Below are 23,693 nucleotides of genomic sequence, written 5' to 3' on the forward strand. Positions count from 1 at the left end.
AGTCCAAGCACACCTGCTCGAACTCCTCGGCATCGACGAAACCAGACCCCGCTGGCTGGAGACCTAAACCCCCAAGTGCGAAGTCACCGGCTAGTACGAGGAACCCGACGCGCCCAGTGACCCCGTCGGGTGCCAGACCGTTTTGGTCTCCAGGAATGCTGTGAGGCGGTCGATGCCGGGGGTCTCCGCGTAATCCACAGGCTGTGGACGAAGAACCCGCTTGAGATTGTCGGCCGCCGCGATCTCCAGCTCCTTCGCGAGGACCTCGTCGGCGCCCGCGAGATCGATCGCGTTGACGTCCTGGTGGGCCGCCAGCGGGGTGGCGATCTCGGCCGTACGGCCCGAGAGGACGTTGACCACGCCGCCGGGGACGTCCGAGGTGGCCAGGACCTCGGCCAGGGACAGGGCGGGGAGCGGGGAGTTCTCGCTCGCCACCACGATCGCCGTGTTGCCGGTCGCGATCACCGGGGCGAGCACCGACACCAGGCCCAGGAAGGACGATTCCTGGGGGGCCACGATCGCGACCACACCCGTCGGTTCGGGGGAGGACAGGTTGAAGAACGGGCCCGCGACCGGGTTGCCGCCGCCGACCACCTGGGCGATCTTGTCGGTCCAGCCCGCGTACCAGACCCAGCGGTCGATCGTCGCGTCCACGACCGCGGCCGCCTTGGACTTCGACAGGCCCTCCGCGCCGGCCACCTCACGGGTGAACTGGTCGCGGCGGCCCTCCAGCATCTCGGCGACGCGGTAGAGGACCTGGCCGCGGTTGTACGCCGTCGCCCCGGACCAGCCGCCGAACGCCTTGCGCGCCGCGACGACCGCGTCACGTGCGTCCTTGCGGGACGACAGGGGCGCGTTCGCCAGCCACTTGCCCTTCGAGTCGGTCACCTCGTACACCCGGCCGCTCTCGGAACGCGGGAACTTCCCGCCGACGTACAGCTTGTAGGTCTTCAGGACGTTGAGCCGATCAACTGCATTCATTTAACGCTCGCCCTCCGGGCTCGACGGGGCGAGGTACGCCTCCAGGCCGTGACGGCCGCCCTCGCGGCCGAAGCCCGACTCCTTGTAGCCGCCGAACGGCGACGTCGGGTCGAACTTGTTGAACGTGTTGGACCAGACGACACCGGCGCGGAGCTTGTTCGCGACCGCCAGGATGCGGGAGCCCTTCTCCGTCCAGATGCCGGCGGAGAGGCCGTACGGCGTGTTGTTGGCCTTGGCGACCGCCTCGTCCGGAGTGCGGAAGGTCAGCACCGACAGCACCGGGCCGAAGATCTCGTCGCGGGCGATCCGGTGCGCCTGGGTGACGTTCGTGAACAGCGTCGGGGCGAACCAGTAGCCGCTCTCCGGCAGCTCGCACGCCGGCGACCAGCGCTCGGCGCCCTCCGCCTCGCCCTGCTCCACGAGCGAGGTGATGCGCGTGAGCTGCTCCTCGGAGTTGATCGCGCCGATGTCCGTGTTCTTGTCCATCGGGTCGCCGAGGCGCAGCGTGGACAGACGGCGCTTCAGGGACTCCAGGAGCTCCTCCTGGATCGACTCCTGCACCAGCAGGCGGGAGCCCGCGCAGCAGACCTGGCCCTGGTTGAAGAAGATGCCGTTGACGATGCCCTCGACGGCCTGGTCGATCGGGGCGTCGTCGAAGACGATGTTCGCGCCCTTGCCGCCCAGTTCAAGCGTGACCTTCTTCCGGGTCCCGGCGACCGTGCGGGCGATCTCCTTGCCGACGGCCGTGGAGCCGGTGAAGGCGACCTTGTTCACGTCCGGGTGGGCGACCAGCGCGGCGCCGGCGTCGCCGTAGCCCGGGAGGATGTTGACGACGCCCCTGGGCAGGCCCGCCTGGCGGCAGATGTCCGCGAAGAACAGAGCGGAGAGGGGGGTGGTCTCGGCGGGCTTCAGGACGACCGTGTTACCCGTCGCGAGGGCCGGGCCGATCTTCCACGCCAGCATGAGCAGGGGGAAGTTCCAGGGGATGACCTGGCCCGCCACGCCGAGGGGCCTCGGGTTCGCCCCGTAGCCGGCGTGGTCGAGCTTGTCGGCCCAGCCCGCGTAGTAGAAGAAGTGCGCGGCGACCAGGGGCAGGTCCGCGTCGCGCGTCTCCTTGATCGGCTTGCCGTTGTCGAGGGTCTCGAGGACGGCCAGCTCGCGGGAGCGCTCCTGGATGATGCGGGCGATCCGGAAGAGGTACTTCGCGCGCTCCGTGCCCGGCAGCGCCGACCACTTCTCGAAGGCCCGGCGTGCGGCCTTCACCGCACGGTCGACATCCTCGGAACCGGCCTGGGCGATCTCGGAGAGGACCTCCTCGGTGGACGGGGAGACGGTCTTGAAGACCTTGCCGTCCGCCGCCTCGACGAACTCGCCGTCGATGAACAGGCCGTAGGAGGGCGCGATGTCGGCGATCGCGCGCGACTCGGGGGCCGGGGCGTATTCGAATACCGATGCCATGGTGATCAGTCCACCGTCACGTAGTCGGGGCCGGAGTAGCGGCCGGTGGCCAGCTTCTGGCGCTGCATCAGCAGGTCGTTCAGCAACGACGAGGCGCCGAAGCGGAACCAGTGGTTGTCCAGCCAGTCCTCGCCCGCCGTCTCGTTGACCAGCACGAGGAACTTGATGGCGTCCTTGGAGGTGCGGATGCCGCCCGCCGGCTTCACGCCGACCTGGATGCCGGTCTGGGCGCGGAAGTCGCGGACGGCCTCCAACATGAGCAGCGTGTTCGCCGGGGTCGCGTTGACGGCGACCTTGCCGGTGGAGGTCTTGATGAAGTCCGCGCCCGCCAGCATCCCGAGCCAGCTCGCGCGGCGGATGTTGTCGTACGTCGAGAGCTCGCCCGTCTCGAAGATGACCTTCAGGCGCGCGGAGGTCCCGCAGGCCTCCTTCACGGCGGTGATCTCGTCGTACACCTTCAAGTATCGACCCGAGAGGAACGCCCCGCGGTCGATGACCATGTCGATCTCGTCGGCACCGGCGGCGACGGCGTCGCTCACGTCGGCCAGCTTGACGTCGAGCGCGGCGCGGCCGGCCGGGAACGCCGTGGCCACCGAGGCGACCTTCACGCCGGAACCGGCGACGGCCTCCTTGGCCACGGCCACCATGTCGGGGTAGACGCAGACCGCCGCCGTGGCGGGCGTCGTACGGTCCGTCGGATCGGGCTTGACCGCCTTCGCGCCGAGCGCCCGGACCTTGCCCGGGGTGTCCGCGCCTTCCAGCGTCGTCAGGTCGACCATCGAGATCGCGAGGTCGATGGCGTACGCCTTCGCGGTCGTCTTGATCGAACGCGTGCCGAGAGAGGCAGCACGGCCCTCGAGTCCGACCGCGTCGACGCCGGGGAGCCCGTGGAGGAAGCGGCGCAGCGCGCTGTCGGACGAGGCGACGTCCTTGAGGGGGTGAGCTGCGGTGAGTGCAGAACTGGGCATGGTCACCAGACGAGCATATCTACGCGCGTAGCGGCTGTACAGCCCCCGGTTCTCTTCGACGGGGTCGAAGGTGCCCGCAGTGGGCCTTGGGGAGGGGCGGAGGTGTGAGGGCGGCCTTGGGGGTGGGGGCGGAGGTCCCGGGCGGGGCGGGTCCGGCAGAATCGAGACATGACGAGCCCCGAACCCCATTCGCCGGCGCCGCAGCCTCCGGAGCCCGAGTCCAAGGACCGGGTCTACCGGTCGATCCCGGCCATCGCCGGTGGCGTGCTGCTGCTCGCCATCACCGGCTGGCTCGGCGTCGACGCGGTGATCTCCGGAGAGGGGCGCACACCGTGGCTCGCGCTCGCCGTGATGCTCCTGGTCGTGCCGCTGGTCGCCGCCTTCACCCTGCGGCCCGCCGTGTACGCCGGCGACGACCGGCTGCGGATCCGCAACCCCTTCCGCCTCGTCGTGGTGCCTTGGGGGCAGGTCGCCTCGCTGCGCTCCTCCTACTCGAACGAGGTGCTCACCGAGTCCGGTGCGAAGTACCAGCTGTGGGCGGTCCCCGTCTCGCTGCGTGCGCGCAAGAAGGCCGCGCGGCGCGAGATGCGGGCGACGGCGCAGGCGCGGCGGGAGATGGGACGGGACGAGGGCCGCGGCAGCGCGCTCGGAATGCGGGCGGGTCTGGACGGGGCCTTCGGCGGGGATTCCGTTTCCGAGGGGCCTGCGCGGGCCGAGACCGACCGGATCATGGACGAGCTGCGCGGGCTGCAGGAGGCGCGACACCAGGCGGAGTCGGCGCGGGGCGAGGTCACCGTGCGGTGGGCCTACGAGGTGCTGGCGCCGACGGTGGCGGGAGCGGTGCTGGTGCTGATTCTCGTGGTGGTGGGCTGAGGGCTTGGCCGGTTTCGTCGGGGTGGGCTGAGGGCTCGGCCGGTTTTGCCGGTGGTGGGCTGACGGCTTCGCCGGCCGTGGGGCGAGGGACTGACCGGGTTCCGGCGGTGGTGGTTGAGGGCCTGAGCCGTTGTGTCGGCCCGGTCTGTCAGGCTCCGGCGGCGCGTCCCGGGCTGGAAAAGCGGTGGAGGGTGTGCGCTCCCCGCGCCTAGGTTCGGGGCATGAGTACCCGTACCTTCCGTGTCACCGTCCGGGGCGTCTTCGACGGGCTGAGCGCCGAGCAGCGGGCCGGGCTGCTGGAGCGGGCCGCTGAGCACGACGTGCTGCGCGCCGCGTTCACGCCCGAGGGGAGCCTGACCTACGACGTGGCCGTGCGGCCCGCCTTCACCTTCCGCTTCCTCGACTCCGGGGAGGCCGAGGAGGACATCCTGGAGGCGACCGAGCGGGCCGAGGAGTCGGCGCGGGCGTGGCTGGAGCAGCGCGGGTACGGCTACAAGAACCTCCGGTCCACCGCCGAGGACCTCTCCCAGGCGCCTCTCGGCAAGCGGCAGCGGCGTGAGGCCGCCCGGAAGAGCTCCTGAGTCGTCGGCGGGGGGAGGGGGCGGTGGTGCCGGACCCGGGGCCCGGGCCGTCCGGGGCCTTGGCCTCAGATGCCCGCCGCCGTCGACAGGTCGCGCTTGATCGACTCCAGCAGCGCCGTCGCCTTCGCGCGGGCCGCCGGGAGGTCCTTGTGGGACCCGACCGGGATCACGACCTCGAGATAGCACTTCAGCTTCGGCTCCGTGCCGCTCGGGCGGACGATCACCCGGGCGCCGTCGAGGGTGTAGCGCAGACCGTCCGTGGGCGGGAGTTCTGCCGTGCCCCGGGTGAGATCGTCCGTGCGGGTGATCGGCAGGCCGGCCAGCTCCGTCGGGGGCTGCTCGCGCAGGCGCCGCATCGCGGCCGCGATGAGGGAGAGGTCCTCGACGCGGACCGAGAGCTGGTCCGTCGCGTGCAGGCCGTGCTCCACCGCCAGGTCGTCCAGCAGGTCGAGGAGGGTGCGGCCCTCCTCCTTGAGCCGGGACGCCAGTTCCGTGATCAGCAGCGCGGCCGTGATGCCGTCCTTGTCGCGTACGCCCTCGGGGTCCACGCAGTAGCCGAGGGCCTCCTCGTAGCCGAATCGCAGGCCCTCGGCACGGGCGATCCACTTGAAGCCGGTGAGGGTCTCGACGTGCGGGAGGCCCGCCTTCTCGGCGATACGGCCGAGGAGGGACGACGAGACGATCGACTCCGCGAACGTGCCGGTCGCTCCGCGGCGGACCAGATGGGCGGCGAGCAGGGCGCCGACCTCGTCGCCGCGCAGCATGCGCCAGTCGGCGCCGTCGGCGGCGACCTGTACGGCGACGGCGCAGCGGTCCGCGTCCGGGTCGTTCGCGATGATCAGGTCCGGGGCGGCCTTGCCGGAGAGTGCGCGTGCCGTCGCGAAGGACAGGTCCATCGCGCCGGGCTCCTCCGGGTTGGGGAACGCGACGGTCGGGAACTCGGGGTCGGGGTCGGCCTGCTCCGCGACGAGGACCGGTGCCGGGAAGCCGGCGCGTGCGAAGGCGGCCAGGAGGACGTCCTTGCCGACGCCGTGCATCGCCGTGTACACCGTACGGGCCGTGCGGGGGGAACCCTCGGACAGGACGGCGTCCGTGCGGGCGAGGTAGGCGTCCAGGACGCTGTCGTCCAGGGTGTCCCAGCCTTCGGTGGGACGCGGGACCGTGCTGAGGGACGGGACTGCGGCGATCTCCGCCGCGATGTCGATGTCCGCCGGGGGGACGATCTGGGACCCGTCGCCGAGGTAGACCTTGTAGCCGTTGTCGCGGGGCGGGTTGTGGCTGGCCGTGACCTCCACGCCGGCGACCGCGCCGAGGTGCCTTGTCGCGAAGGCGAGCACGGGGGTCGGTAGGGGGCGGGGGAGGACGGCCGCGCGCAGGCCGGCGCCGGTCATGACGGCGGCGGTGTCCTGGGCGAAGTCGTGGGACTTGTGGCGGGCGTCGTAGCCGATGACGACGAGGCCGGCCTCCCCTTCCCCCGCGGGGGAACCCTGCTTCTTCAGGTACGCGGCCAGGCCGGCGGCGGCGCGGATGACGACCGAGCGGTTCATGCGCATGGGGCCGGCGCCGAGTTCGCCGCGGAGGCCGGCGGTGCCGAACTGGAGGGTGCCGCTGAATCGGGCGGCGAGTTCGGCGTGGTCCCCGGCGTCGATGAGGCGGGCGAGCTCGGTGCGGGTTTCCGGGTCGGGGTCCTCGGTGAGCCACGCCTGGGCCTGTGCGATGAGTTCGTCGTGCACGGTCGGTGTCAGCCTCTCGCTTGTCGATGATCGCTGCGGGTGCCTCCGGCGGTGGAGCGGGTGGTCCGCCTTCTCGCCGGTGGGGGTGCGCGTCCGTTTCGCCTGACCGTCGGGGGTGGGTCGGTCGGTGCCGCGCCGGGGGGTCACCGTCCTCGGAACGGCGCGATGGGGTCGGATGCCGACTAACCGTCCGTTGACGCGCCAACCGCTGCGGACGGGCACCCCCCGACACGGCCCCTTGCGTCGTCCGGCGGGTGCGGGCACATCCCCTTGCTGTTGTGGTGGCCGCGGCTGCAACCCCCAGGGGCGCGGGGAGCTGCGCGACCAGCCACCGCGGACCCGCAGCCGACGGACGAACCCCCGCAGCCGCGAATTTCTTACAGGCGGCCCAGGACCTGTGTCAGCAGGGAGCCCATGCGGGTCGCGGAGTCCCGGCCGGCCTGGAGGACCTCCTCGTGGTTCAGGGGCTCGCCCGTCATGCCCGCGGCGAGGTTGGTGACGAGGGAGATGCCCAGGACCTCGGCGCCCGCCTCGCGCGCGGCGATCGCCTCGAGGACCGTCGACATGCCCACCAGGTCCGCACCGATGACCCGGGCCATACGGATCTCGGCCGGAGTCTCGTAGTGCGGGCCGGGGAATTGGGCGTAGACGCCCTCCTCCAGCGTGGCGTCGACCTCCTTGCACAGGGCCCGCAGGCGCGGGGAGTACAGGTCGGTGAGGTCGACGAAGTTCGCGCCGATGATGGGGGAGGTGGCGGTGAGGTTGATGTGGTCGCTGATGAGGACCGGCTGGCCGGGGCGCATGCCCTCGCGCAGGCCGCCGCAACCGTTGGTGAGGACGACCGTCTTGCAGCCGGCCGAGACCGCGGTGCGGACGCCGTGGGCGACCGCTGCCACCCCGCGGCCCTCGTAGTAGTGCGTACGGCCCAGGAAGACCAGGGCACGCTTGTTGCCGATCCCGTACGAGCGGATCTTGCCTCCGTGGCCCTCCACCGCCGGGGGCGGGAAACCGGGGAGCTCGGTGACCTGGAACTCGGCCTCGGGGGCGCCCAGCGCGTCCACGGCCGGGGCCCAGCCGGAGCCCATCACGAGGGCGACGTCGTGGGTCTCGGCGCCCGTCAGTTCGCGCAGGCGGGCCGCGGCGGCGTCGGCGGCCGCGTGGGGGTCGCCCTGGATGTCGTCCGGAAGAAGAGATGCGTTCACGCCGATGAGGGTAGCCGGTGATTGCCTACGCGCGTAGATGGCAGAGCTCACGGGGTGGCGATCGTTGTCTTGTCGTTTCCGACGAAGGGGTGTCGCGCCGGCTGCCGTCAGCAGGGGCGCTTGCGGAGCTCCATCACGTAGTCGTGGGGGGCGCCGGCCGACTCCGCCGCGTCGGCGATCTCGCCCAGGTAGCGGGCGGACGGCAGGCCGCCCTCGTACGCGTTGAGGGCGAAGGCCCAGGCGGAGTCCTCGCCCTCCAGGGTGTGGACCCGTACGCGCGTACGACGGTAGATGTCGAGGCCCACGCCCTCCCAGCGGTCGAGCGACTCCTCGTCCATCGGGGCGATGTCGTAGAGGGAGACGAAGACCTGCGAGAGCGGGTCCTCGACGATGGTCGGCAATGCGCCCTCCCAGCCCATGTGCTCGCCGCCGAAGGTCAGCCGGTATCCGTTCAGCCAGCCGGTGGCGCGCAGCGGCGAGTGCGGGGCGCGGCGGGACATCAGCCGCGCGTCGAGGTTGCCGGCGTACGCGGCGTAGAGCGACATGGGGGAAGGGTACGGCAGGCGGCCCCGGCGTCACTGTCGTAACAACAGGCGCATCGACGGGGCCCCGGGGCGGTGGCACGCCGAGCGGTGCGGGACAATGGGGTACGTGACTCGGATCGTGATCATCGGTGGCGGACCCGGCGGATACGAAGCGGCCCTGGTGGCTGCTCAACTCGGCGCGGAGGTGACCGTCGTCGACTGCGACGGTCTGGGCGGGGCGTCGGTGCTCACCGACTGCGTGCCGTCGAAGACCCTGATCGCCACGGCCGAGGTGATGACCACCTTCGACTCCTCCTACGAGGAGCTGGGGATCATCGTCGCCGACGACACCCCGCACATCGAGCAGGCCGCCCGGGTCGTGGGCGTCGACCTGGGGAAGGTCAACCGGCGTGTGAAGCGCCTCGCGCTCGCCCAGTCGCACGACATCACCGCCGCCGTGACGCGTGCCGGGGCGCGTGTCATGCGCGGGCGCGGGCGGCTGGAGGGCATGCAGGCGCTCGACGGGTCGCGCAAGGTCGTGGTGCGCACCGCCGACGGGAGTGAAGAGACCCTGACGGCTGACGCCGTGCTCATCGCCACCGGCGGGCACCCCCGTGAGCTGCCCGACGCCCTGCCCGACGGCGAGCGGATCCTGAACTGGACGCAGGTGTACGACCTCGACGAGCTCCCCGAGGAGCTCATCGTGGTCGGATCCGGTGTGACCGGTGCCGAGTTCGCCGGGGCCTACCAGGCGCTCGGGTCGAGGGTGACGCTCGTGTCGTCGCGCGACCGCGTGCTGCCGGGTGAGGACCCGGACGCGGCCGCCGTGCTGGAGGACGTCTTCCGGCGGCGCGGGATGAACGTCATGGGGCGTTCCCGGGCGCAGTCCGCCAAGCGGGCCGGGGACCGGGTCGAGGTGACCCTCGCCGACGGGCGGGTCATCACCGGCTCGCACTGCCTCATGGCCGTCGGTGCCGTGCCCAACAGCGCGGGAATGGGCCTGGAGGACGCCGGTGTCCGGCTGCGCGAGTCCGGCCACATCTGGACCGACAAGGTCTCGCGCACGACCGCTCCGGGCGTGTACGCCGCCGGTGACGTGACCGGCGTGTTCGCCCTCGCCTCCGTGGCCGCCATGCAGGGCCGCATCGCCATGTACCACTTCCTGGGCGACGCCGTGGCCCCGCTGAACCTCAAGACGGTCTCGTCGAACGTCTTCACCGACCCGGAGATCGCCACCGTCGGCTACACCCAGGCCGACGTCGACGGCGGGAAGATCGACGCCCGGGTCATGAAGCTGCCGCTGCTGCGCAATCCGCGCGCGAAGATGCAGGGCATCCGCGACGGCTTCGTCAAGCTCTTCTGCCGGCCGGGCACGGGCATCGTGGTGGGCGGTGTCGTCGTCTCGCCGCGTGCCTCGGAACTGATCCACCCCATCTCGATCGCGGTCGACAACAATCTGACAGTCGAACAGATCGCGAACGCCTTCACCGTCTATCCCTCGCTGTCGGGCTCGATCGCCGAGGTGGCACGGCAGTTGCACACCCGCAAGGAGAACGGCGACGGCTGAGGCCGAAACCGATTCCTTCCTGGTCGCGGGGAGTGTTCGACCATTCGTACGGCATAGGCGGCGGGACTAGGCCCTATACCACTTCCCGCTGCTCGGTGCGAACATCTTCTGCTATTCAGCGCAAACTGCTGAAAGCAGACGGTCGCTGGCGTTACTGTCAGTTTCGTGTTCGCTGCAGAACGTCGCCAATTGATCCTCGAAATGGTGCGAGCGAACGGGGCCGTGTCGCTCCGTGAGCTCGCCCGCGTCGTCCAGACCTCCGAAGTGACCGTACGGCGGGACGTGCGCGCGCTGGAGGCAGAAGGACTCCTCGACCGCCGGCATGGCGGTGCGGTACTGCCGGGCGGTTTCACGCGGGAGTCCGGCTTTCCGCAGAAGTCTCATCTCGCGACCGCCGAGAAGACCGCCATCGCCGACCTCGCCGCGAATTTCGTGGAAGAGGGGGAAGCGATCGTGGTCGGGGCGGGTACGACGACCCAGGAGCTGGCCCGCCGGCTCGCCCGGGTGCCCGGGCTCACCGTCGTCACCAATTCGCTGCTGGTGGCCCAGGCGTTGGCCCATGCCAACCGGGTCGAGGTGGTGATGACCGGCGGTACGCTCCGCGGTTCGAACTACGCCCTGGTCGGCAGTGGTGCGGAGCAGTCTCTGCACGGGCTGCGGGTGTCGCGGGCGTTCCTGTCCGGGAGTGGATTGACCGCCGAGCGTGGGCTGTCCACGTCCAACATGCTGTCGGCATCCGTCGACCGGGCGTTGGTGCAGGCCGCGGCGGAGGTCGTCGTGCTCGCCGACCACACGAAGCTCGGCACCGACACCATGTTCCAGACCGTGCCGACGGATCTCATCACGCGCCTCGTCACCGACGAGCCGCCCGCGCATGACGACCGTGCCGCCGCGGAGCTTCAGGCGCTTGCCGATCAGGGTGTGCAGATCGCTGTCGCCGGGGGGCAGGGGGGTTCTGCCGGAGCGGGGGCGGGGAGCCCGGGGGGTGATGCCGTTCCGGTGCGCCAGCAGCGCCGGGATGTGCCGTTGCCCGGGCCTCGGCGGCAGGGGCCGGGGGCTGGGGGGCAGTTGAGGTCTGCCTCTGCCTCGATGCTGGGTGAGCAGGGGCCCGGGGCGGAGCGGGCGCGGGTGGCTGATCTGCGGCGGCGATGACCTCGGGGGTTCCACCGGCGGGGAGTTCTGTCGCTGTCGGCGTGTCGGGCACCCGGCGTTGTCGCTGGGGCCGGGCGGGTCCGCCTACGACGGGCCCGCAGCCATAGGCCTGTGACGGCTGGGCGAGTCGCCGGCGCTCGCGCAGTCATGAGGTCGTGACGCCGGGAGAGCCACGACGGGCCCGCAGTCGTAGTCCCGCTATGCCGCCGGGGCGAGCCACGCCAGGCCCGTAGCCGCCGTCGTACGCAAGGGGTCGTGGCGGGGGGTGTCCGCCCGCAGCGGTCGGCGCGTCAGCGGACGGTCAGTCGGTGTGGCACCCCATCGTGCCGTTCCGAGGACGGACGCCCCCGACGCGCCCCCGACTCGGGGCCGCGCCGGGGGCGTGCCGTGCCTCGCTCAGCCGCGTCAGTCCTTGATCTCGCAGATCGCCGCGCCCGACGTCACCGACGCGCCGATCTCCGCGCTCAGACCCTTGATCGTGCCCGACCGGTGCGCGTTGAGGGGCTGCTCCATCTTCATGGCCTCGAGGACGACGATCAGGTCGCCCTCCTTGACCTCCTGGCCCTCCTCGACGGCCACCTTGACGATGGTGCCCTGCATCGGGGAGGCGAGGGTGTCGCCGGAGGCGACGGGGCCCGACTTCTTCGCCGCGCGGCGCTTCGGCTTGGCGCCCGCCGCGAGGCCCGTACGGGCCAGGGACATGCCCAGCGACGACGGCAGGGAGACCTCGAGGCGCTTGCCGCCGACCTCGACGACGACCGTCTCGCGGCCCGGCTCCTCGTCCGCGTCCGCATCGGCCGGCGCGACGAACGGCTTGATCTCGTTGACGAACTCCGTCTCGATCCACCGGGTGTGCACCGTGAACGGGTCGGACGAGTCCGTGAGCTCGGGCGCGAACGCCGGGTCCTTCACCACCGCACGGTGGAACGGGATGGCGGTGGCCATGCCCTCGACCTGGAACTCCTCCAGCGCACGGGCGGCCCGCTGCAGCGCCTCCTTGCGGGTGCGGCCGGTGACGATCAGCTTGGCCAGCAGGGAGTCCCACGCCGGGCCGATGACCGAGCCGGACTCCACGCCCGCGTCCAGACGGACACCCGGGCCGGACGGCGGGGCGAACGTCGTGACCGTGCCGGGAGCCGGGAGGAAGTTGCGGCCCGGGTCCTCGCCGTTGATGCGGAACTCGAAGGAGTGGCCGCGCAGCTCCGGGTCGCCGTAGCCGAGCTCCTCGCCGTCGGCGATGCGGAACATCTCGCGCACGAGGTCGATGCCGGCGACCTCCTCGGTGACCGGGTGCTCCACCTGCAGACGGGTGTTGACCTCCAGGAAGGAGATCGTGCCGTCGAGGCCGACGAGGAATTCGACCGTGCCGGCGCCGACGTAGCCGGCCTCCTTCAGGATCGCCTTGGAGGCGGAGTACAGCTCCTCCACCTGCGCGTCGGACAGGAAGGGGGCCGGGGCCTCCTCCACCAGCTTCTGGTGGCGGCGCTGCAGTGAGCAGTCACGCGTGGAGACGACGACCACGTTGCCGTGCTGGTCGGCCAGGCACTGGGTCTCCACGTGCCGGGGCTTGTCCAGGTACCGCTCGACGAAGCACTCGCCGCGGCCGAAGGCGGCGACGGCCTCACGGACCGCCGAGTCGTACAGCTCCGGCACCTCTTCGAGGGTGCGGGCGACCTTCAGACCACGACCGCCACCACCGAAGGCGGCCTTGATCGCGATCGGCAGGCCGTGCTCCTCGGCGAACGCGACGACCTCGTCCGCACCGGAGACCGGGTCGGGCGTACCGGCCACCAGCGGGGCACCCGCGCGCTGCGCGATGTGCCGGGCGGCGACCTTGTCGCCCAGGTCGCGGATCGCCTGCGGCGGCGGCCCGATCCAGATCAGGCCCGCGTCCAGGACCGCCTGCGCGAACTCGGCGTTCTCGGAGAGGAAGCCGTAGCCGGGATGGATCGCGTCCGCGCCCGACTCGCGGGCGGCGCCCAGCACCTTCTCGATGTCGAGGTAGCTGGTGCCCGGCGTGTCACCGCCCAGGGCGAACGCCTCATCCGCGGCGCGGACATGCAGAGCGTCCCGGTCCGGGTCGGCGTAGACGGCCACGCTCGCGATACCGGCATCCCGGCAGGCCCGGGCCACGCGGACAGCGATTTCGCCACGGTTGGCGATGAGCACCTTGCGCACGATTGAGGCTCCCTCCTTGAAACAAGCCGAGTTTAGGGACTGCCGACACGACACTTCGACCCGTCCCCAGTGGTGAGCTTGCCCACACGGAGCGTGATGCGAGGCTCGCTCGACCCGCGAAATCCCTTGTCGCACCGCGGTACGCAGTACTCCTCCGGGAAACCCTAGCCCTCTCCTGTGGCCAAGGTCTCTGTCATCACGTGCTGCGGGCCACTCTGTTTCTTTGTTGAGTCCCTACGAATGGCCCAATGATTCTTTGCCCGCCGCCGGACCCTTGTCCCCCGGTTTACCGGTTAGTAGCGTTCGCGGGTGTCGTCAGAGGGAAGAGGGTGGGCCCGGTGATACGCAGGCCGGTGGCGTGGGTCGTGGCGGTGGTGCTGTTCGCCGAGGCGTTCGGTCTCGCGGCGCTCAACTGGTTCCTGGGGGTCGTCGTCGACCGGCAGGACATGTCGCTCGCCGGGCTGGACCCGCACATGATGTCGGTGTCGTCGAAGATCGGCGGGGTCGCCTTCGGTCTCTACTTCGCCCTGTGCGGCCTGGTCGCCCTGCTGGTGGCGCTGCGGGACCGGCCCCCGGCGGGCTTCGGCCGCGTGCTGCTGATCAGCGCGGCCGTCGTGCACGGGCTGCTGGGCGCGTTCACCTGGGGCCTCGTCGGCTGGACCGCGTTCCTGTTCATGGTGCTGGTCCTCGCGCTGATCGTGCTGCTGCTGATGACGTACGACCGTCCGGCCGAGCCCGCCGACGCCGCGCCCGAGGGCGGCAAGGGCGGCGACGGGTCCCCGGTCACTTCTCCGTCGGCGTCCACAACTCCGTGATGCCCACGCCCAGTTCGGCGAGGAGCCGCCGCAGGAGGGGCAGGCTGATGCCGATCACGTTGCCGTGGTCACCGTCGATGCCGTCGATGAACGGGGCCGAGCGGCCGTCCAGGGTGAACGCCCCGGCGACGTAGAGGGGTTCGCCGGAGGCGACGTAGGCGGCGATCTCCTCGTCGGTGGGCTCGCCGAAGTGCACGACCGTCGAGGCGGTGGCGGAGACATGGCGGCCGGTGAGCGTGTCGTAGACGCAGTGGCCGGTCTGGAGGGTGCCGGCCCGGCCGCGCATCGACTTCCAGCGGGCGGTGGCCTCCTCGGCGTCCGCGGGCTTGCCGAGGGCCCGGCCGTCCAGGTCCAGCACCGAGTCGCAACCGATCACGAGCGCGCCCTTGACCTCCGGCCGGGCCGCCACGACGGAGGCCTTCGCCTCGGCCAGGGCGAGCGCCAGCTCGGCGGGGGTGGGGGCGGTGACGGCGTCCTCGTCGACGCCGCTCACGATCACCTCGGGGGTGAGGCCGGTCTGGCGGAGCAGTCCGAGCCGGGCGGGGGACTGGGAGGCGAGGACGAGTCGCCTGCGGCGCTGAGCAGTCATGCGGTCAGGTTAGTCACCCGGGCGGGTCCGGCTCACCTGACTCCGATCACGATCATCGCCACCACCATGGCCAGGGCCAGGAGAACGCTCAGCCGCCGCAGCATGTCCTGCATGTCGCGCAGTTCTTCGGGCGGCTCGTTCTCGGGGTCGGACCACAGCATGCCTTCCATGGTCGGACGGGGGGTGGGCCGACGCCTGAGTACGCGTACTCAACTTGCCGGGCCCACCCCCCACATCTCACCCCGGCCAGTAGGTCCGGCCCCACGCCGCCGGCCCCGGCTGGGGCAGGCGGTGGGCCGCGATGCGGGACGGATCGGACCAGGAATCGCGGGACACCGGCGCGCCGGGCGGGGCGGCTGCCGCCGCCGCGGCGCGCGCCCTGACCACCGCCAGGGCGGCGGCCAGCTCCTCCGGGGTCGGGTTGCCCCGTACGACCTTGATCGTCATGTGGGCCTCCTTGGCTCGCTGCGGGTCAGAGGGGGATGTTGCCGTGCTTCTTCGGAGGCAGGGATTCCCGCTTCGTACGCAGTTGACGCAGACCCCGCACGACGTGCCGACGGGTCTCGGACGGCCGGATCACGGCGTCGACATAACCGCGCTCCGCCGCGACATAGGGGTTGAGGAGGGCGTCCTCGTACTCCCGGATCAGCCGCGCCCGGACCGCCTCCAGATCCTCGCCGTTCGCCTCGGCCTCCGCGATGGTGCGGCGGTGCAGGATGTTGACCGCGCCCTGGGCGCCCATGACGGCGATCTGGGCGGTGGGCCAGGCGAGGTTGAGGTCGGCGCCCAGGTGCTTGGAGCCCATGACGTCGTAGGCGCCGCCGAAGGCCTTGCGGGTGATGATCGTGATGAGCGGGACGGTCGCCTCGGCGTAGGCGTAGATCAGCTTGGCGCCGCGGCGGATGATGCCGTCGTGCTCCTGGCCGACACCGGGCAGGAAGCCGGGGACGTCGACGAACGTGATCACCGGGACGTTGAAGGCGTCGCAGGTGCGCACGAAGCGGGCGGCCTTCTCGCTGGCCTTGATGTCCAGGCAGCCGGCGAGCTGCGTCGGCTGGTTGGCGATGATGCCGACCGGGTGGCCCTCGACCCGGCCGAAGCCGGTCACGATGTTCGGCGCGTACAGCGGCTGCGTCTCGAAGAACTCGGCGTCGTCCAGGACGTGTTCGATCACCGCGTGCATGTCGTACGGCTGGTTCGCGCTGTCCGGGACGATCACATCCAGCTCGCGGTCCTCGTCGCCGACCTCGAGGTCGGCCTCCTCGGGGAAGGCCGGCGCCTCGGAGAGGTTGTTGGACGGCAGATACGACAGCAGCTGCTTGATGTACTCGATGGCGTCCTTCTCGTCGCCGGCCATGTGGTGGGCGACTCCGGAGGTCGCGTTGTGGGTCCGGGCGCCGCCCAGCTCCTCGAAGCCGACGTCCTCACCGGTGACGGTCTTGATGACGTCGGGGCCGGTGATGAACATGTGCGAGGTCTGGTCGACCATGACCGTGAAGTCGGTGATGGCCGGCGAGTACACCGCGCCGCCCGCACACGGTCCGACGACCAGGCTGATCTGCGGGATCACGCCGGAGGCGTGGGTGTTGCGGCGGAAGATCTCGCCGTACGCGCCGAGCGACGCGACACCCTCCTGGATGCGGGCGCCTCCGGAGTCGTTGATCCCGATGACCGGGCAGCCGGTCTTCAGGGCGAAGTCCATGACCTTGACGATCTTCTGGCCGTAGACCTCGCCGAGGGCCCCGCCGAAGACGGTGAAGTCCTGCGAGAACACGGCGACCGGGCGGCCGTCGACGGTGCCGTACCCGGTGACGACCCCGTCGCCGTACGGGCGGTTCTTGTCGAGGCCGAAGTTGGTGGAGCGGTGCCGGGCGAACTCGTCGAGTTCGACGAAGGAGCCCTCGTCGAGCAGGAGCTCGATTCGCTCACGGGCCGTCAGTTTGCCCTTGGCGTGCTGCTTCTCGACGGCACGAGCGGAGCCGGCGTGTGTCGCTTCCTCGATGCGTCGCTCCAGATCCGCGAGCTTGCCCGCGGTCGTGTGAATGTCGGGCTGCTGCTGCTCTTCCGGCTCGGACATCGGGATGCGGCTCCCTGCCTGCTCAAAAGGGGGGACGGTTACTCATCCGTAGAGTAGTGGGGTGCCTCCACATCGGCAGTGCGGCGTTTGCCACACCTAGGGTGGCTTGCATGACGCCGCGAGATGCATCAGAGCCGAACGGAAGCCGGTGGTCGGACCTGGACCGCCCGCCCCTCAACGTCACCGCGCTGCGCCGGGGTCTGGTACGGCAGGGAGGGCTGTGGTCGGAGGTGGACGTGGTGCAGCGCACCGGCTCCACGAACTCCGATCTGGTGGCCCGGGCGGCGAAGGGCGAGGTGACCGAGGGCGCGGTGCTGGTCGCCGAGGAACAGACGGCGGGCCGCGGCCGACTCGACCGCCAGTGGACGGCGCCGCCCCGCTCCGGCCTCTTCTTCTCCGTCCTGCTCGCGCCGAGCGAGGTGCCGGTGGCCCGGTGGGGCTGGCTGCCGCTGCTCACGGGGGTCGCGGTGGCGACGGGGCTGTCACGGGCGGCGGGCGTGGACACGGCGCTGAAGTGGCCGAACGATCTGCTGGTCACGGTCGGGGGAGCGGAACGCAAGGCCGGCGGGATCCTGGCCGAGCGGGCCGGCGACGACGGGGTCGTCATCGGGGTCGGCATCAACGTCTCCCTGAAGGACGACGAGCTGCCCGTGCCGACGGCGGGGTCGCTGGGGCTGGCCGGGGCGGTGAGCACGGACCGTGACCCGCTGCTGCGGGGGGTGCTGCGCTCGCTGGAGGAGTGGTACGGCACGTGGCGCGAGGCCGGGGGCGACCCGGGGCCGAGCGGGTTGCAGGAGGCGTATGCGGCCGGTTGCGCGACGCTCGGGCGGGTGGTGCGGGCGGAGCTGCCGGGGGATCGGTCGGTCGTGGGGGAAGCGGTGGCTGTGGACGGAGACGGGCGATTGGTGCTGGCGACGGAGAAGGGGGTGCAGGAGCCGGTCGGGGCCGGGGACATCGTGCACCTGAGGCCGGCGTGAGCTGAGGCCGGACGCGGGCCAGGTGCCTCCAGCCCGTCCGGCGATTGAGGACGAGGCCGTTCAGGCCGAAGGCGGGGGCCTGGGGGGCGGCGGCCCCCAGAGGGGCCCGCCACCAATGCCGAGCACCGGACAATCCCGGGCGCCTCACCTCCGGCTCAACCTGACGGAGTGAGCTGGCGCACACCTGCCGTAGAGTTGAGGCCGGTCGATACATGACCGTGACAGATCGGAAGGGCAACACGCGTGACCGTCGACGACTCGGGTTCCGGCGAGGACGCGCAGGGCGCCGACTCCGGCGAGGATCCGCTCGCCCTGCGCCTCGAAGGGCTCATCCTGGGCGCCGAGCGCCGCTACACCCCGTTTCAGGCGGCCCGCAGCGCCGGCGTCTCCATGGAACTGGCCTCCCGCTTCTGGCGTGCCATGGGTTTCGCCGACATCGGTCAGGCCAAGGCCCTCACGGAGGCCGACGTCCTCGCCCTGCGGCGCCTCGCCGGTCTGGTCGAGGCGGGCCTGCTGAGCGAGGCGATGGCCGTACAGGTGGCCCGATCCACCGGGCAGACCACCGCACGGCTCGCCGAGTGGCAGATCGACTCCTTCCTGGAGGGGCTGACCGAGCCGCCCGAGCCGGGCATGACCCGCACCGAGGTCACGTATCCGATCGTCGAGCTGCTCCTGCCCGAGCTGGAGGAGTTCCTGGTCTACGTCTGGCGCCGGCAGCTCGCCGCCTCGGCCGGGCGGGTCGTGCAGGCGGCCGACGACGAGGAGATGGTCGACCGGCGCCTCGCCGTCGGCTTCGCCGACCTGGTCGGGTTCACGCGGCTGACGCGCCGCATGGAGGAGGAGGAGCTCGGCGAGCTCGTCGAGGCCTTCGAGACGACGGCCGCCGACCTGGTGGCCGCGAACGGCGGGCGGCTGATCAAGACCCTCGGAGACGAGGTGCTCTACGCCGCCGACGACGCGGGCACGGCCGCCGAGATCGCCCTGCGGCTGATCGAGACCATGGCGCACGACGAGACGATGCCGGAGCTGCGGGTCGGCATGGCGTTCGGCACGGTGACCACCCGTATGGGGGATGTGTTCGGTACGACCGTGAACCTGGCCTCCCGGCTCACCTCGATAGCTCCGAAGGACGCCATGCTCGTCGACACCGCCTTCGCCGAGGAGCTGATCCGTACGCAGGACGCTCCGGCCTCGGAGGCGGAGGCGGCCGAGGAGGCCGCGGCGGCGGAGAAGGAGGGCGAGGAGCCCCCGGTGTACCGGTTCGGGCTGCAGCCGATGTGGCAGCGGCCGGTGCGTGGACTGGGTGTCGTGGAGCCGTGGCTGCTCACGCGGCGGGACACGACGCCGTAGACGGTCCTCCGCGGGGCGTCGTGCCCCGGCCCTTCGCCGGTGGGCTGTCAACGGCGGCCGGCCGGCGAGTCCACGCACAGGCCGATCACCGGCACGCACAGGCCCGGGTCGTGCGGCTTCTTCGGTTCATCGGCCGTGGGTGCCGGGGCCGGTGCGGTCCGGCTCAAAGGTGCGGTCGGGGCCGGGGCCGGACGCGGGGCGCCGCCGCCCCCTGAGGCCGTGGGCGCCGGGGCGGGGGTGTTCGGCGTGTCGGGGATGGTCGTGGACGCCGGATCGGCGGCCGTGGCGGCCACCGGGGTTCCGGTCGTGGCGGACGGGGACGGCCGCGCGCCCTTGGTGACGGGCGACGGGGGCAGGCCGCCCAGGGCCGTGGGTGACGAGGGGCTCGCCTCGGGGGCTGCCGGGAAGGTCGCGGCGGTCTGGGTGGCGTCGTCCGTGGCGGTGGTGACCGGGTCCGGGCGGGGCTCGGCCTCGACGGTGCCGGGGCCGGGGGGCAGACGCAGCAGGCTCACGGCGCCCGCGGCGAGGGCGAGGCCGCCGGCGGCGAGCAGGACCTTGCGGTGGCGGGGCTTGCGGGGGCGGGGCTTGCGGTGGCGGCCCCGGGCGCGGGGGTGGAAGGGAGCGGCCTCGGCGGGGTCCGGCTCGCGGGGTGCGGACAGCTCACGCCGGAGGGGTGCCGTGGCGGCCCTGGTGTCCCCTCGCGGCTTCGCCGTCGTGTGCGTCGTCATCACGGTCCTCCCCGAAACGGTCCCTCCCTGATGCACTCGCGTCCCCTGTGCGCCGTGGGGGACGCACGCTATGCGCTCCCATGGGCGGTTGGATCGGAGTTGGGGTGATGTCACTCGAACGGGTGGGCGGGGGGTGGTGGGGGAACCGGACCCGTCCGCCCTTTCGCGGGTGGGGTGCGGCTGCGATGATCTGAGCGTCGACCTTGTTAACCCGCGTTAACCGGAGGGTGTCATGAGTGAGGAACGGTTCGGGGAGTTCGTGCTGGTGCGGCGGCATGAGCAGGGGCATGTCGCGGAGCTCGTCCTCGACCGGCCCAAGGCCATGAACGCCGTGTCGACGGAGATGGCCCGGTCCGTCGCCGGGGCGTGTGCGGCCCTGGGGGAGGACCGGGACGTCCGGGCGGTCGTCCTGACCTCGACGCATGAGCGGGCGTTCTGCGTCGGGGCCGATCTGAAGGAGCGGAACTCCTTCAGTGACGCGGATCTGCTGCGGCAGCGGCCGGTGACGCGGGGGGCGTACACCGGGGTGCTGGAGCTGCCGGTGCCGACGGTGGCGGCGGTGCACGGGTTCGCGCTCGGAGGCGGATTCGAGCTGGCGCTGGCCTGCGACGTGATCGTGGCGGACCGGACTGCGATCGTGGGGCTGCCGGAGGTGTCGGTCGGGGTGATCCCCGGGGGCGGGGGGACACAGTTGCTGCCGCGGCGGGTCGGGGCGGCCCGGGCGGCCGAGCTGATCTTCTCGGCGCGGCGGGTGGAGGCCGTGGAGGCGCGCGAGTTGGGGCTGGTCGATCAGTTGGTGGAGGAGGGGCGGGACCGGGAGGAGGCGTTGGTGCTGGCGGGGCGGATCGCCGGGAACTCCCCGGTCGGGCTGCGGGCCGCGAAGCGGGCGCTGCGGCTCGGGCAGGGGCTGGATCTGCGGGCCGGGCTGGAGGTTGAGGACGCGGCATGGCGGGCCACGGCGTTCTCCGGGGACCGGGCGGAGGGCGTCGCGGCCTTCAACGAGCGGCGCAAGCCGCAGTGGCCGGGGGAGTAGCGGCCGGAGCGCACCCCGGTGACAACATCCGTCCCCGTTCGCGTCGTAAACAGGTCAGTCTGGCTGGAAACTCCCTAGCCTGGAGTGATGGGTGAGGACAGACGGCTGGCGGCCGTCGTCGCGTTGGCTCAGGGGATGGCGGCCGCGCACGGGTCGCGTGAGGCGTGGCGTGCCGCGGCCACCGGGGCGTGCCGTGCGCTGGGTGGGAGTTTCGCCGCGCTGTCGGTCTGGGAGCGCGAGCTCGGGCGGCTGAGGGTCCTCGTGAACGTCGGTGAGCTGGCCGAGGGCGAGGAGGAGTTCCCCGAGGACGAGGCCTACCCGGTGCACCAGTTCGCGGAGATCACCGAGTTCCTGCACGAGCAGTGGGCCGGAGGCGGGGAGCCCGACGCGTGGGTGGAGACCGCCGAGGGGCCCGCCGCCGGCCGGGAGCCCGGGTACTGCCATCAGCGGGTCGCCGCCCTGCGCCGCCGGGGCCGAGGCTGCTGCGTCGTCGCGCCCATCGTGCTGCACGGGCGGGCCTGGGGCGAGCTGTATGTCGCCCGCCCGGCCGGTGAGACCGTCTTCGGACGCGGCGACGCCGACTTCGCCACGGTCCTGGCCTCCGTCGTGGCCGCCGGCATCGCTCAGACCGAGCGCCTGGAGGAGGCCCGGCGGCTCGCCTTCACGGACTCCCTCACCGGGCTGGCGAACCGTCGCGCCGTGGACGTGCGCCTGGAGCGGGCGATCGAGCGGCACCGCCGGGACGACGCCGTCGTGAGTCTCGTCGTCTGCGATCTGAACGGGCTCAAGCGGGTCAACGACACCCATGGGCACGCCGCCGGGGACCGGCTCCTGGAGCGGTTCGGGTCGGTGCTGTCGCTGTGCGGGGCCATGCTGCCGGGGGCGCTGGCCGCGCGGCTCGGCGGGGACGAGTTCTGTCTGCTCGCGGTCGGGCCGCCCGCCGACCAGGTCGTGAAGGCGGCCCATGAACTGTGCCGCAGGGCCGCCGAGTTGGAGCTCGGGGACGGGGTGGCCTGCGGGGTCGCCTCCACCGAGGACCCGATCGGGCCGGTGCGCTCCGCCCGGCGGCTGTTCCGGCTCGCCGACGCCGCCCAGTACCGGGCCAAGGCCGAGCGGGCGAGCAGGCCGGTGGTGGCCGGACGGGCCGGGCCCGACGATCCCGTCGTGCGGCTGGCGGACGAGCCGTCCCGAGAGGAGGGCGGAGAGCGTCGGCGGTTCCGCGGCCGGCACGCGCCCTGACCCCGGTCCTGGCGGTGTGACCGGTAACCGGCGGCGTGTGACGTATTCGGTAAGGGGTGAACGCCGCCCCCAGTGGTGACATCATCGAATTCACTGCGTACGCTCCTGAATATGGATATGCACACTGTGGTGGTGGGGACGTCCGGGGTGACGGCGTCCGACGTGCTCGCCGTGGCGCGCGGCGGCGCCCGCGTCGAGCTCTCCGAGGAGGCCGTGGCCGCCCTCGCCGCGGCCCGCGAGATCGTGGAAGCGCTGGCGGCCAAGCCGGACCCCGTGTACGGCGTGAGCACCGGCTTCGGTGCCCTGGCGACCCGGCACATCAGCCCGGAACTGCGCGCGCAGCTGCAGCGCAACATCGTCCGCTCGCACGCCGCCGGGATGGGCCCGGCCGTGGAGCGGGAAGTCGTCCGCGCGCTGATGTTCCTGCGGCTGAAGACCGTCTGCTCCGGGCGCACCGGCGTCCGGCCCGAGGTCGCGCAGACCATGGCCGACCTCCTCAACGCCGGAATCACCCCGGTCGTGCACGAGTACGGCTCCCTCGGCTGCTCCGGCGACCTCGCGCCGCTGTCCCACTGCGCGCTGGCGCTCATGGGCGAGGGCGACGCCGAGGGCCCCGACGGTGTCGTACGCCCGGCCGCGGAACTCCTCGCCGCGCACGGCATCCAGCCGGTCGAACTGCGCGAGAAGGAGGGCCTCGCCCTCCTCAACGGCACCGACGGCATGCTCGGCATGCTGGTGATGGCCCTGGCCGACCTGGAGACGCTCTACCGGTCCGCCGACGTCACCGCCGCCCTGTCCCTTGAGGGCCTGCTCGGCACCGACAAGGTCCTCGCCCCCGAACTGCACGCCATCCGGCCCCACCCGGGGCAGGCCGCCAGCGCCGCCAACATGCAGGCCGTGCTGAAGGGGTCGGGCCTGACCGGGCACCACCAGGACGATGCCCCGCGCGTCCAGGACGCCTACTCGGTGCGCTGCGCCCCGCAGGTCGCCGGCGCCGGGCGGGACACCATGACCCACGCCCGGCTGGTCGCCGACCGCGAGCTGGCGGCCGCCGTGGACAACCCCGTCGTCCTGCCCGACGGGCGCGTGGAGTCCAACGGCAACTTCCACGGGGCGCCCGTCGCCTACGTCCTGGACTTCCTCGCCATCGCCGCCGCCGACCTCGGCTCCATCGCCGAGCGGCGCACCGACCGGCTGCTCGACAAGAACCGCAGCCACGGCCTGCCGCCGTTCCTCGCCGACGACGCCGGTGTGGACTCGGGCCTGATGATCGCTCAGTACACGCAGGCCGCGCTGGTGAGCGAGCTGAAGCGGCTCGCCGTACCGGCGTCCGCCGACTCGATCCCGTCGTCCGCCATGCAGGAGGACCACGTCTCGATGGGCTGGTCGGCGGCGCGCAAGCTGCGCACGGCCGTCGACAACCTCACCCGTGTGATCGCCATCGAGCTCTACGCCGCCACGCGCGCGGTGGAGTTGCGCGAGGGTCTCACCCCGGCGCCCGCCTCGCAGGCGGTTATCGACGCGGTACGGGAGGCGGGAGTCCAGGGGCCCGGTCCGGACCGGTTCCTCGCGCCCGACCTCGCCGCGGCGGACGCGTTCGTGCGTGACGGGCGGTTGCTGGCCGCGGTCGAGAAGGTCACCGGGCCGCTCCAGTAGGGCGGCAGGGGC

Annotated in this window: 22 protein-coding genes; 10 read left to right on the top strand and 12 right to left on the bottom strand. The window is 72.0% G+C overall.

Annotated features, from left to right (window positions below):
* Positions 1-90 precede the first annotated feature (90 nt).
* The 3 genes from ABZ281_RS01200 to deoC are packed head-to-tail and all read right to left on the bottom strand — an operon-like array spanning position 91 to position 3,407.
* The gene (locus tag ABZ281_RS01200) at positions 91-981 is read right to left on the bottom strand and encodes an aldehyde dehydrogenase family protein (protein ID WP_356650844.1); all 891 of its coding nucleotides are present in this window, start codon (positions 979-981) and stop codon (positions 91-93) included.
* Positions 982-2,439, bottom strand: coding sequence for an aldehyde dehydrogenase family protein (locus ABZ281_RS01205; protein ID WP_356650846.1), 1,458 nt, complete (start codon positions 2,437-2,439; stop codon positions 982-984).
* Between the two features lie 5 nt (positions 2,440-2,444).
* Positions 2,445-3,407: a deoxyribose-phosphate aldolase gene (gene deoC, locus ABZ281_RS01210; RefSeq protein WP_356650906.1), complete on the bottom strand. Its 963-nt coding sequence runs from the start codon at positions 3,405-3,407 to the stop codon at positions 2,445-2,447.
* Between the two features lie 168 nt (positions 3,408-3,575).
* Between deoC and ABZ281_RS01215 the strand changes: the two genes are divergently transcribed.
* Complete coding sequence (locus ABZ281_RS01215) at positions 3,576-4,280, top strand: PH domain-containing protein (RefSeq protein ID WP_356650848.1); 705 nt, start codon at positions 3,576-3,578, stop codon at positions 4,278-4,280.
* 221 nt (positions 4,281-4,501) lie between these two features.
* On the top strand, positions 4,502-4,861 hold the full coding sequence (locus ABZ281_RS01220) for a DUF6204 family protein (RefSeq protein ID WP_356650850.1): 360 nt from the start codon (positions 4,502-4,504) through the stop codon (positions 4,859-4,861).
* 65 nt (positions 4,862-4,926) lie between these two features.
* On the opposite strand, the gene ABZ281_RS01225 is transcribed toward ABZ281_RS01220, so the two are convergent.
* The 3 genes from ABZ281_RS01225 to ABZ281_RS01235 all read right to left on the bottom strand — a co-directional run bounded on the left by ABZ281_RS01225 (position 4,927) and on the right by ABZ281_RS01235 (position 8,341).
* The gene (locus ABZ281_RS01225) at positions 4,927-6,594 is read right to left on the bottom strand and encodes a phospho-sugar mutase (protein WP_356650852.1); all 1,668 of its coding nucleotides are present in this window, start codon (positions 6,592-6,594) and stop codon (positions 4,927-4,929) included.
* 377 nt (positions 6,595-6,971) lie between these two features.
* Complete coding sequence (locus tag ABZ281_RS01230) at positions 6,972-7,796, bottom strand: purine-nucleoside phosphorylase (RefSeq protein WP_356650854.1); 825 nt, start codon at positions 7,794-7,796, stop codon at positions 6,972-6,974.
* Positions 7,797-7,903: 107 nt separating this feature from the next.
* On the bottom strand, positions 7,904-8,341 hold the full coding sequence (locus ABZ281_RS01235) for a gamma-glutamylcyclotransferase (protein ID WP_030842346.1): 438 nt from the start codon (positions 8,339-8,341) through the stop codon (positions 7,904-7,906).
* Positions 8,342-8,438: 97 nt separating this feature from the next.
* Here ABZ281_RS01235 and ABZ281_RS01240 point away from each other — a divergent pair, with 97 nt between their 5' ends.
* Entirely contained in the window at positions 8,439-9,887 is a 1,449-nt protein-coding gene (locus tag ABZ281_RS01240; protein ID WP_356650856.1) for an NAD(P)H-quinone dehydrogenase, read from the top strand.
* Positions 9,888-10,052: 165 nt separating this feature from the next.
* On the top strand, positions 10,053-11,039 hold the full coding sequence (locus tag ABZ281_RS01245) for a DeoR/GlpR family DNA-binding transcription regulator (protein ID WP_356650858.1): 987 nt from the start codon (positions 10,053-10,055) through the stop codon (positions 11,037-11,039).
* A 405-nt stretch (positions 11,040-11,444) separates the two neighbouring features.
* Here the strand turns inward: ABZ281_RS01245 and ABZ281_RS01250 are convergent, their stop codons facing one another.
* Positions 11,445-13,217, bottom strand: a complete 1,773-nt coding sequence (locus ABZ281_RS01250; RefSeq protein ID WP_356650860.1) for a biotin carboxylase N-terminal domain-containing protein — start codon at positions 13,215-13,217, stop codon at positions 11,445-11,447.
* A 338-nt stretch (positions 13,218-13,555) separates the two neighbouring features.
* Between ABZ281_RS01250 and ABZ281_RS01255 the strand changes: the two genes are divergently transcribed.
* On the top strand, positions 13,556-14,032 hold the full coding sequence (locus tag ABZ281_RS01255) for a hypothetical protein (RefSeq protein WP_356650862.1): 477 nt from the start codon (positions 13,556-13,558) through the stop codon (positions 14,030-14,032).
* Here the strand turns inward: ABZ281_RS01255 and ABZ281_RS01260 are convergent.
* The 4 genes from ABZ281_RS01260 to ABZ281_RS01275 all read right to left on the bottom strand — a co-directional run bounded on the left by ABZ281_RS01260 (position 14,001) and on the right by ABZ281_RS01275 (position 16,698).
* Positions 14,001-14,621 (bottom strand): nucleoside triphosphate pyrophosphatase, encoded by a 621-nt coding sequence (locus tag ABZ281_RS01260; protein ID WP_356650864.1) that lies wholly within the window; start codon positions 14,619-14,621, stop codon positions 14,001-14,003. The two genes, ABZ281_RS01255 and ABZ281_RS01260, sit on opposite strands and share 32 nt — an antisense overlap.
* A gap of 32 nt (positions 14,622-14,653) precedes the next feature.
* A complete protein-coding gene (locus ABZ281_RS01265; RefSeq protein WP_107051621.1) occupies positions 14,654-14,782 on the bottom strand; it encodes a hypothetical protein in 129 nt (42 codons plus the stop codon).
* Positions 14,783-14,858: 76 nt separating this feature from the next.
* Positions 14,859-15,068, bottom strand: coding sequence for an acyl-CoA carboxylase epsilon subunit (locus tag ABZ281_RS01270; protein WP_356650866.1), 210 nt, complete (start codon positions 15,066-15,068; stop codon positions 14,859-14,861).
* Positions 15,069-15,093: 25 nt separating this feature from the next.
* A complete protein-coding gene (locus ABZ281_RS01275) occupies positions 15,094-16,698 on the bottom strand; it encodes an acyl-CoA carboxylase subunit beta (protein ID WP_356650868.1) in 1,605 nt (534 codons plus the stop codon).
* Between the two features lie 110 nt (positions 16,699-16,808).
* On the opposite strand from ABZ281_RS01275, the gene ABZ281_RS01280 reads away from it, so the two are divergent.
* The gene (locus ABZ281_RS01280; RefSeq protein WP_356650870.1) at positions 16,809-17,675 is read left to right on the top strand and encodes a biotin--[acetyl-CoA-carboxylase] ligase; all 867 of its coding nucleotides are present in this window, start codon (positions 16,809-16,811) and stop codon (positions 17,673-17,675) included.
* Between the two features lie 243 nt (positions 17,676-17,918).
* Positions 17,919-19,025, top strand: a complete 1,107-nt coding sequence (locus ABZ281_RS01285) for an adenylate/guanylate cyclase domain-containing protein (protein WP_356650872.1) — start codon at positions 17,919-17,921, stop codon at positions 19,023-19,025.
* A 47-nt stretch (positions 19,026-19,072) separates the two neighbouring features.
* Here ABZ281_RS01285 and ABZ281_RS01290 read toward each other — a convergent pair whose 3' ends face one another.
* Entirely contained in the window at positions 19,073-19,753 is a 681-nt protein-coding gene (locus tag ABZ281_RS01290) for a hypothetical protein (protein WP_356650874.1), read from the bottom strand.
* 232 nt (positions 19,754-19,985) lie between these two features.
* On the opposite strand from ABZ281_RS01290, the gene ABZ281_RS01295 reads away from it, so the two are divergent.
* The 3 genes from ABZ281_RS01295 (at position 19,986) to hutH (ending at position 23,681) form a co-directional block, all read left to right on the top strand.
* Positions 19,986-20,786, top strand: a complete 801-nt coding sequence (locus ABZ281_RS01295; protein WP_356650876.1) for an enoyl-CoA hydratase-related protein — start codon at positions 19,986-19,988, stop codon at positions 20,784-20,786.
* Positions 20,787-20,873: 87 nt separating this feature from the next.
* Positions 20,874-22,025, top strand: a complete 1,152-nt coding sequence (locus tag ABZ281_RS01300; RefSeq protein WP_356650878.1) for a GGDEF domain-containing protein — start codon at positions 20,874-20,876, stop codon at positions 22,023-22,025.
* A gap of 117 nt (positions 22,026-22,142) precedes the next feature.
* Positions 22,143-23,681, top strand: a complete 1,539-nt coding sequence (hutH, locus tag ABZ281_RS01305; protein ID WP_356650908.1) for a histidine ammonia-lyase — start codon at positions 22,143-22,145, stop codon at positions 23,679-23,681.
* Positions 23,682-23,693: the final 12 nt, after the last annotated feature.

The organism is Streptomyces sp. NPDC006265 (assembly GCF_040613555.1).
GTDB lineage: Bacteria > Actinomycetota > Actinomycetes > Streptomycetales > Streptomycetaceae > Streptomyces.

Excerpts from the sequence above, each read along its gene's own strand:
- ABZ281_RS01200 (WP_356650844.1), bottom strand. The coding sequence starts at position 981 with ATGAATGCAGTTGATCGGCTCAACGTCCTGAAGACCTACAAGCTGTAC.
- ABZ281_RS01280 (WP_356650870.1), top strand. The coding sequence starts at position 16,809 with ATGACGCCGCGAGATGCATCAGAGCCGAACGGAAGCCGGTGGTCGGAC.
- ABZ281_RS01205 (WP_356650846.1), bottom strand. The coding sequence starts at position 2,439 with ATGGCATCGGTATTCGAATACGCCCCGGCCCCCGAGTCGCGCGCGATC.
- ABZ281_RS01260 (WP_356650864.1), bottom strand. The coding sequence starts at position 14,621 with ATGACTGCTCAGCGCCGCAGGCGACTCGTCCTCGCCTCCCAGTCCCCC.
- ABZ281_RS01300 (WP_356650878.1), top strand. The coding sequence starts at position 20,874 with ATGGGTGAGGACAGACGGCTGGCGGCCGTCGTCGCGTTGGCTCAGGGG.
- ABZ281_RS01290 (WP_356650874.1), bottom strand. The coding sequence starts at position 19,753 with ATGACGACGCACACGACGGCGAAGCCGCGAGGGGACACCAGGGCCGCC.
- ABZ281_RS01275 (WP_356650868.1), bottom strand. The coding sequence starts at position 16,698 with ATGTCCGAGCCGGAAGAGCAGCAGCAGCCCGACATTCACACGACCGCG.
- deoC (WP_356650906.1), bottom strand. The coding sequence starts at position 3,407 with ATGCCCAGTTCTGCACTCACCGCAGCTCACCCCCTCAAGGACGTCGCC.
- ABZ281_RS01215 (WP_356650848.1), top strand. The coding sequence starts at position 3,576 with ATGACGAGCCCCGAACCCCATTCGCCGGCGCCGCAGCCTCCGGAGCCC.
- hutH (WP_356650908.1), top strand. The coding sequence starts at position 22,143 with ATGCACACTGTGGTGGTGGGGACGTCCGGGGTGACGGCGTCCGACGTG.
- ABZ281_RS01295 (WP_356650876.1), top strand. The coding sequence starts at position 19,986 with ATGAGTGAGGAACGGTTCGGGGAGTTCGTGCTGGTGCGGCGGCATGAG.
- ABZ281_RS01235 (WP_030842346.1), bottom strand. The coding sequence starts at position 8,341 with ATGTCGCTCTACGCCGCGTACGCCGGCAACCTCGACGCGCGGCTGATG.
- ABZ281_RS01220 (WP_356650850.1), top strand. The coding sequence starts at position 4,502 with ATGAGTACCCGTACCTTCCGTGTCACCGTCCGGGGCGTCTTCGACGGG.
- ABZ281_RS01240 (WP_356650856.1), top strand. The coding sequence starts at position 8,439 with ATGGGGTACGTGACTCGGATCGTGATCATCGGTGGCGGACCCGGCGGA.
- ABZ281_RS01265 (WP_107051621.1), bottom strand. The coding sequence starts at position 14,782 with ATGCTGTGGTCCGACCCCGAGAACGAGCCGCCCGAAGAACTGCGCGAC.
- ABZ281_RS01270 (WP_356650866.1), bottom strand. The coding sequence starts at position 15,068 with ATGACGATCAAGGTCGTACGGGGCAACCCGACCCCGGAGGAGCTGGCC.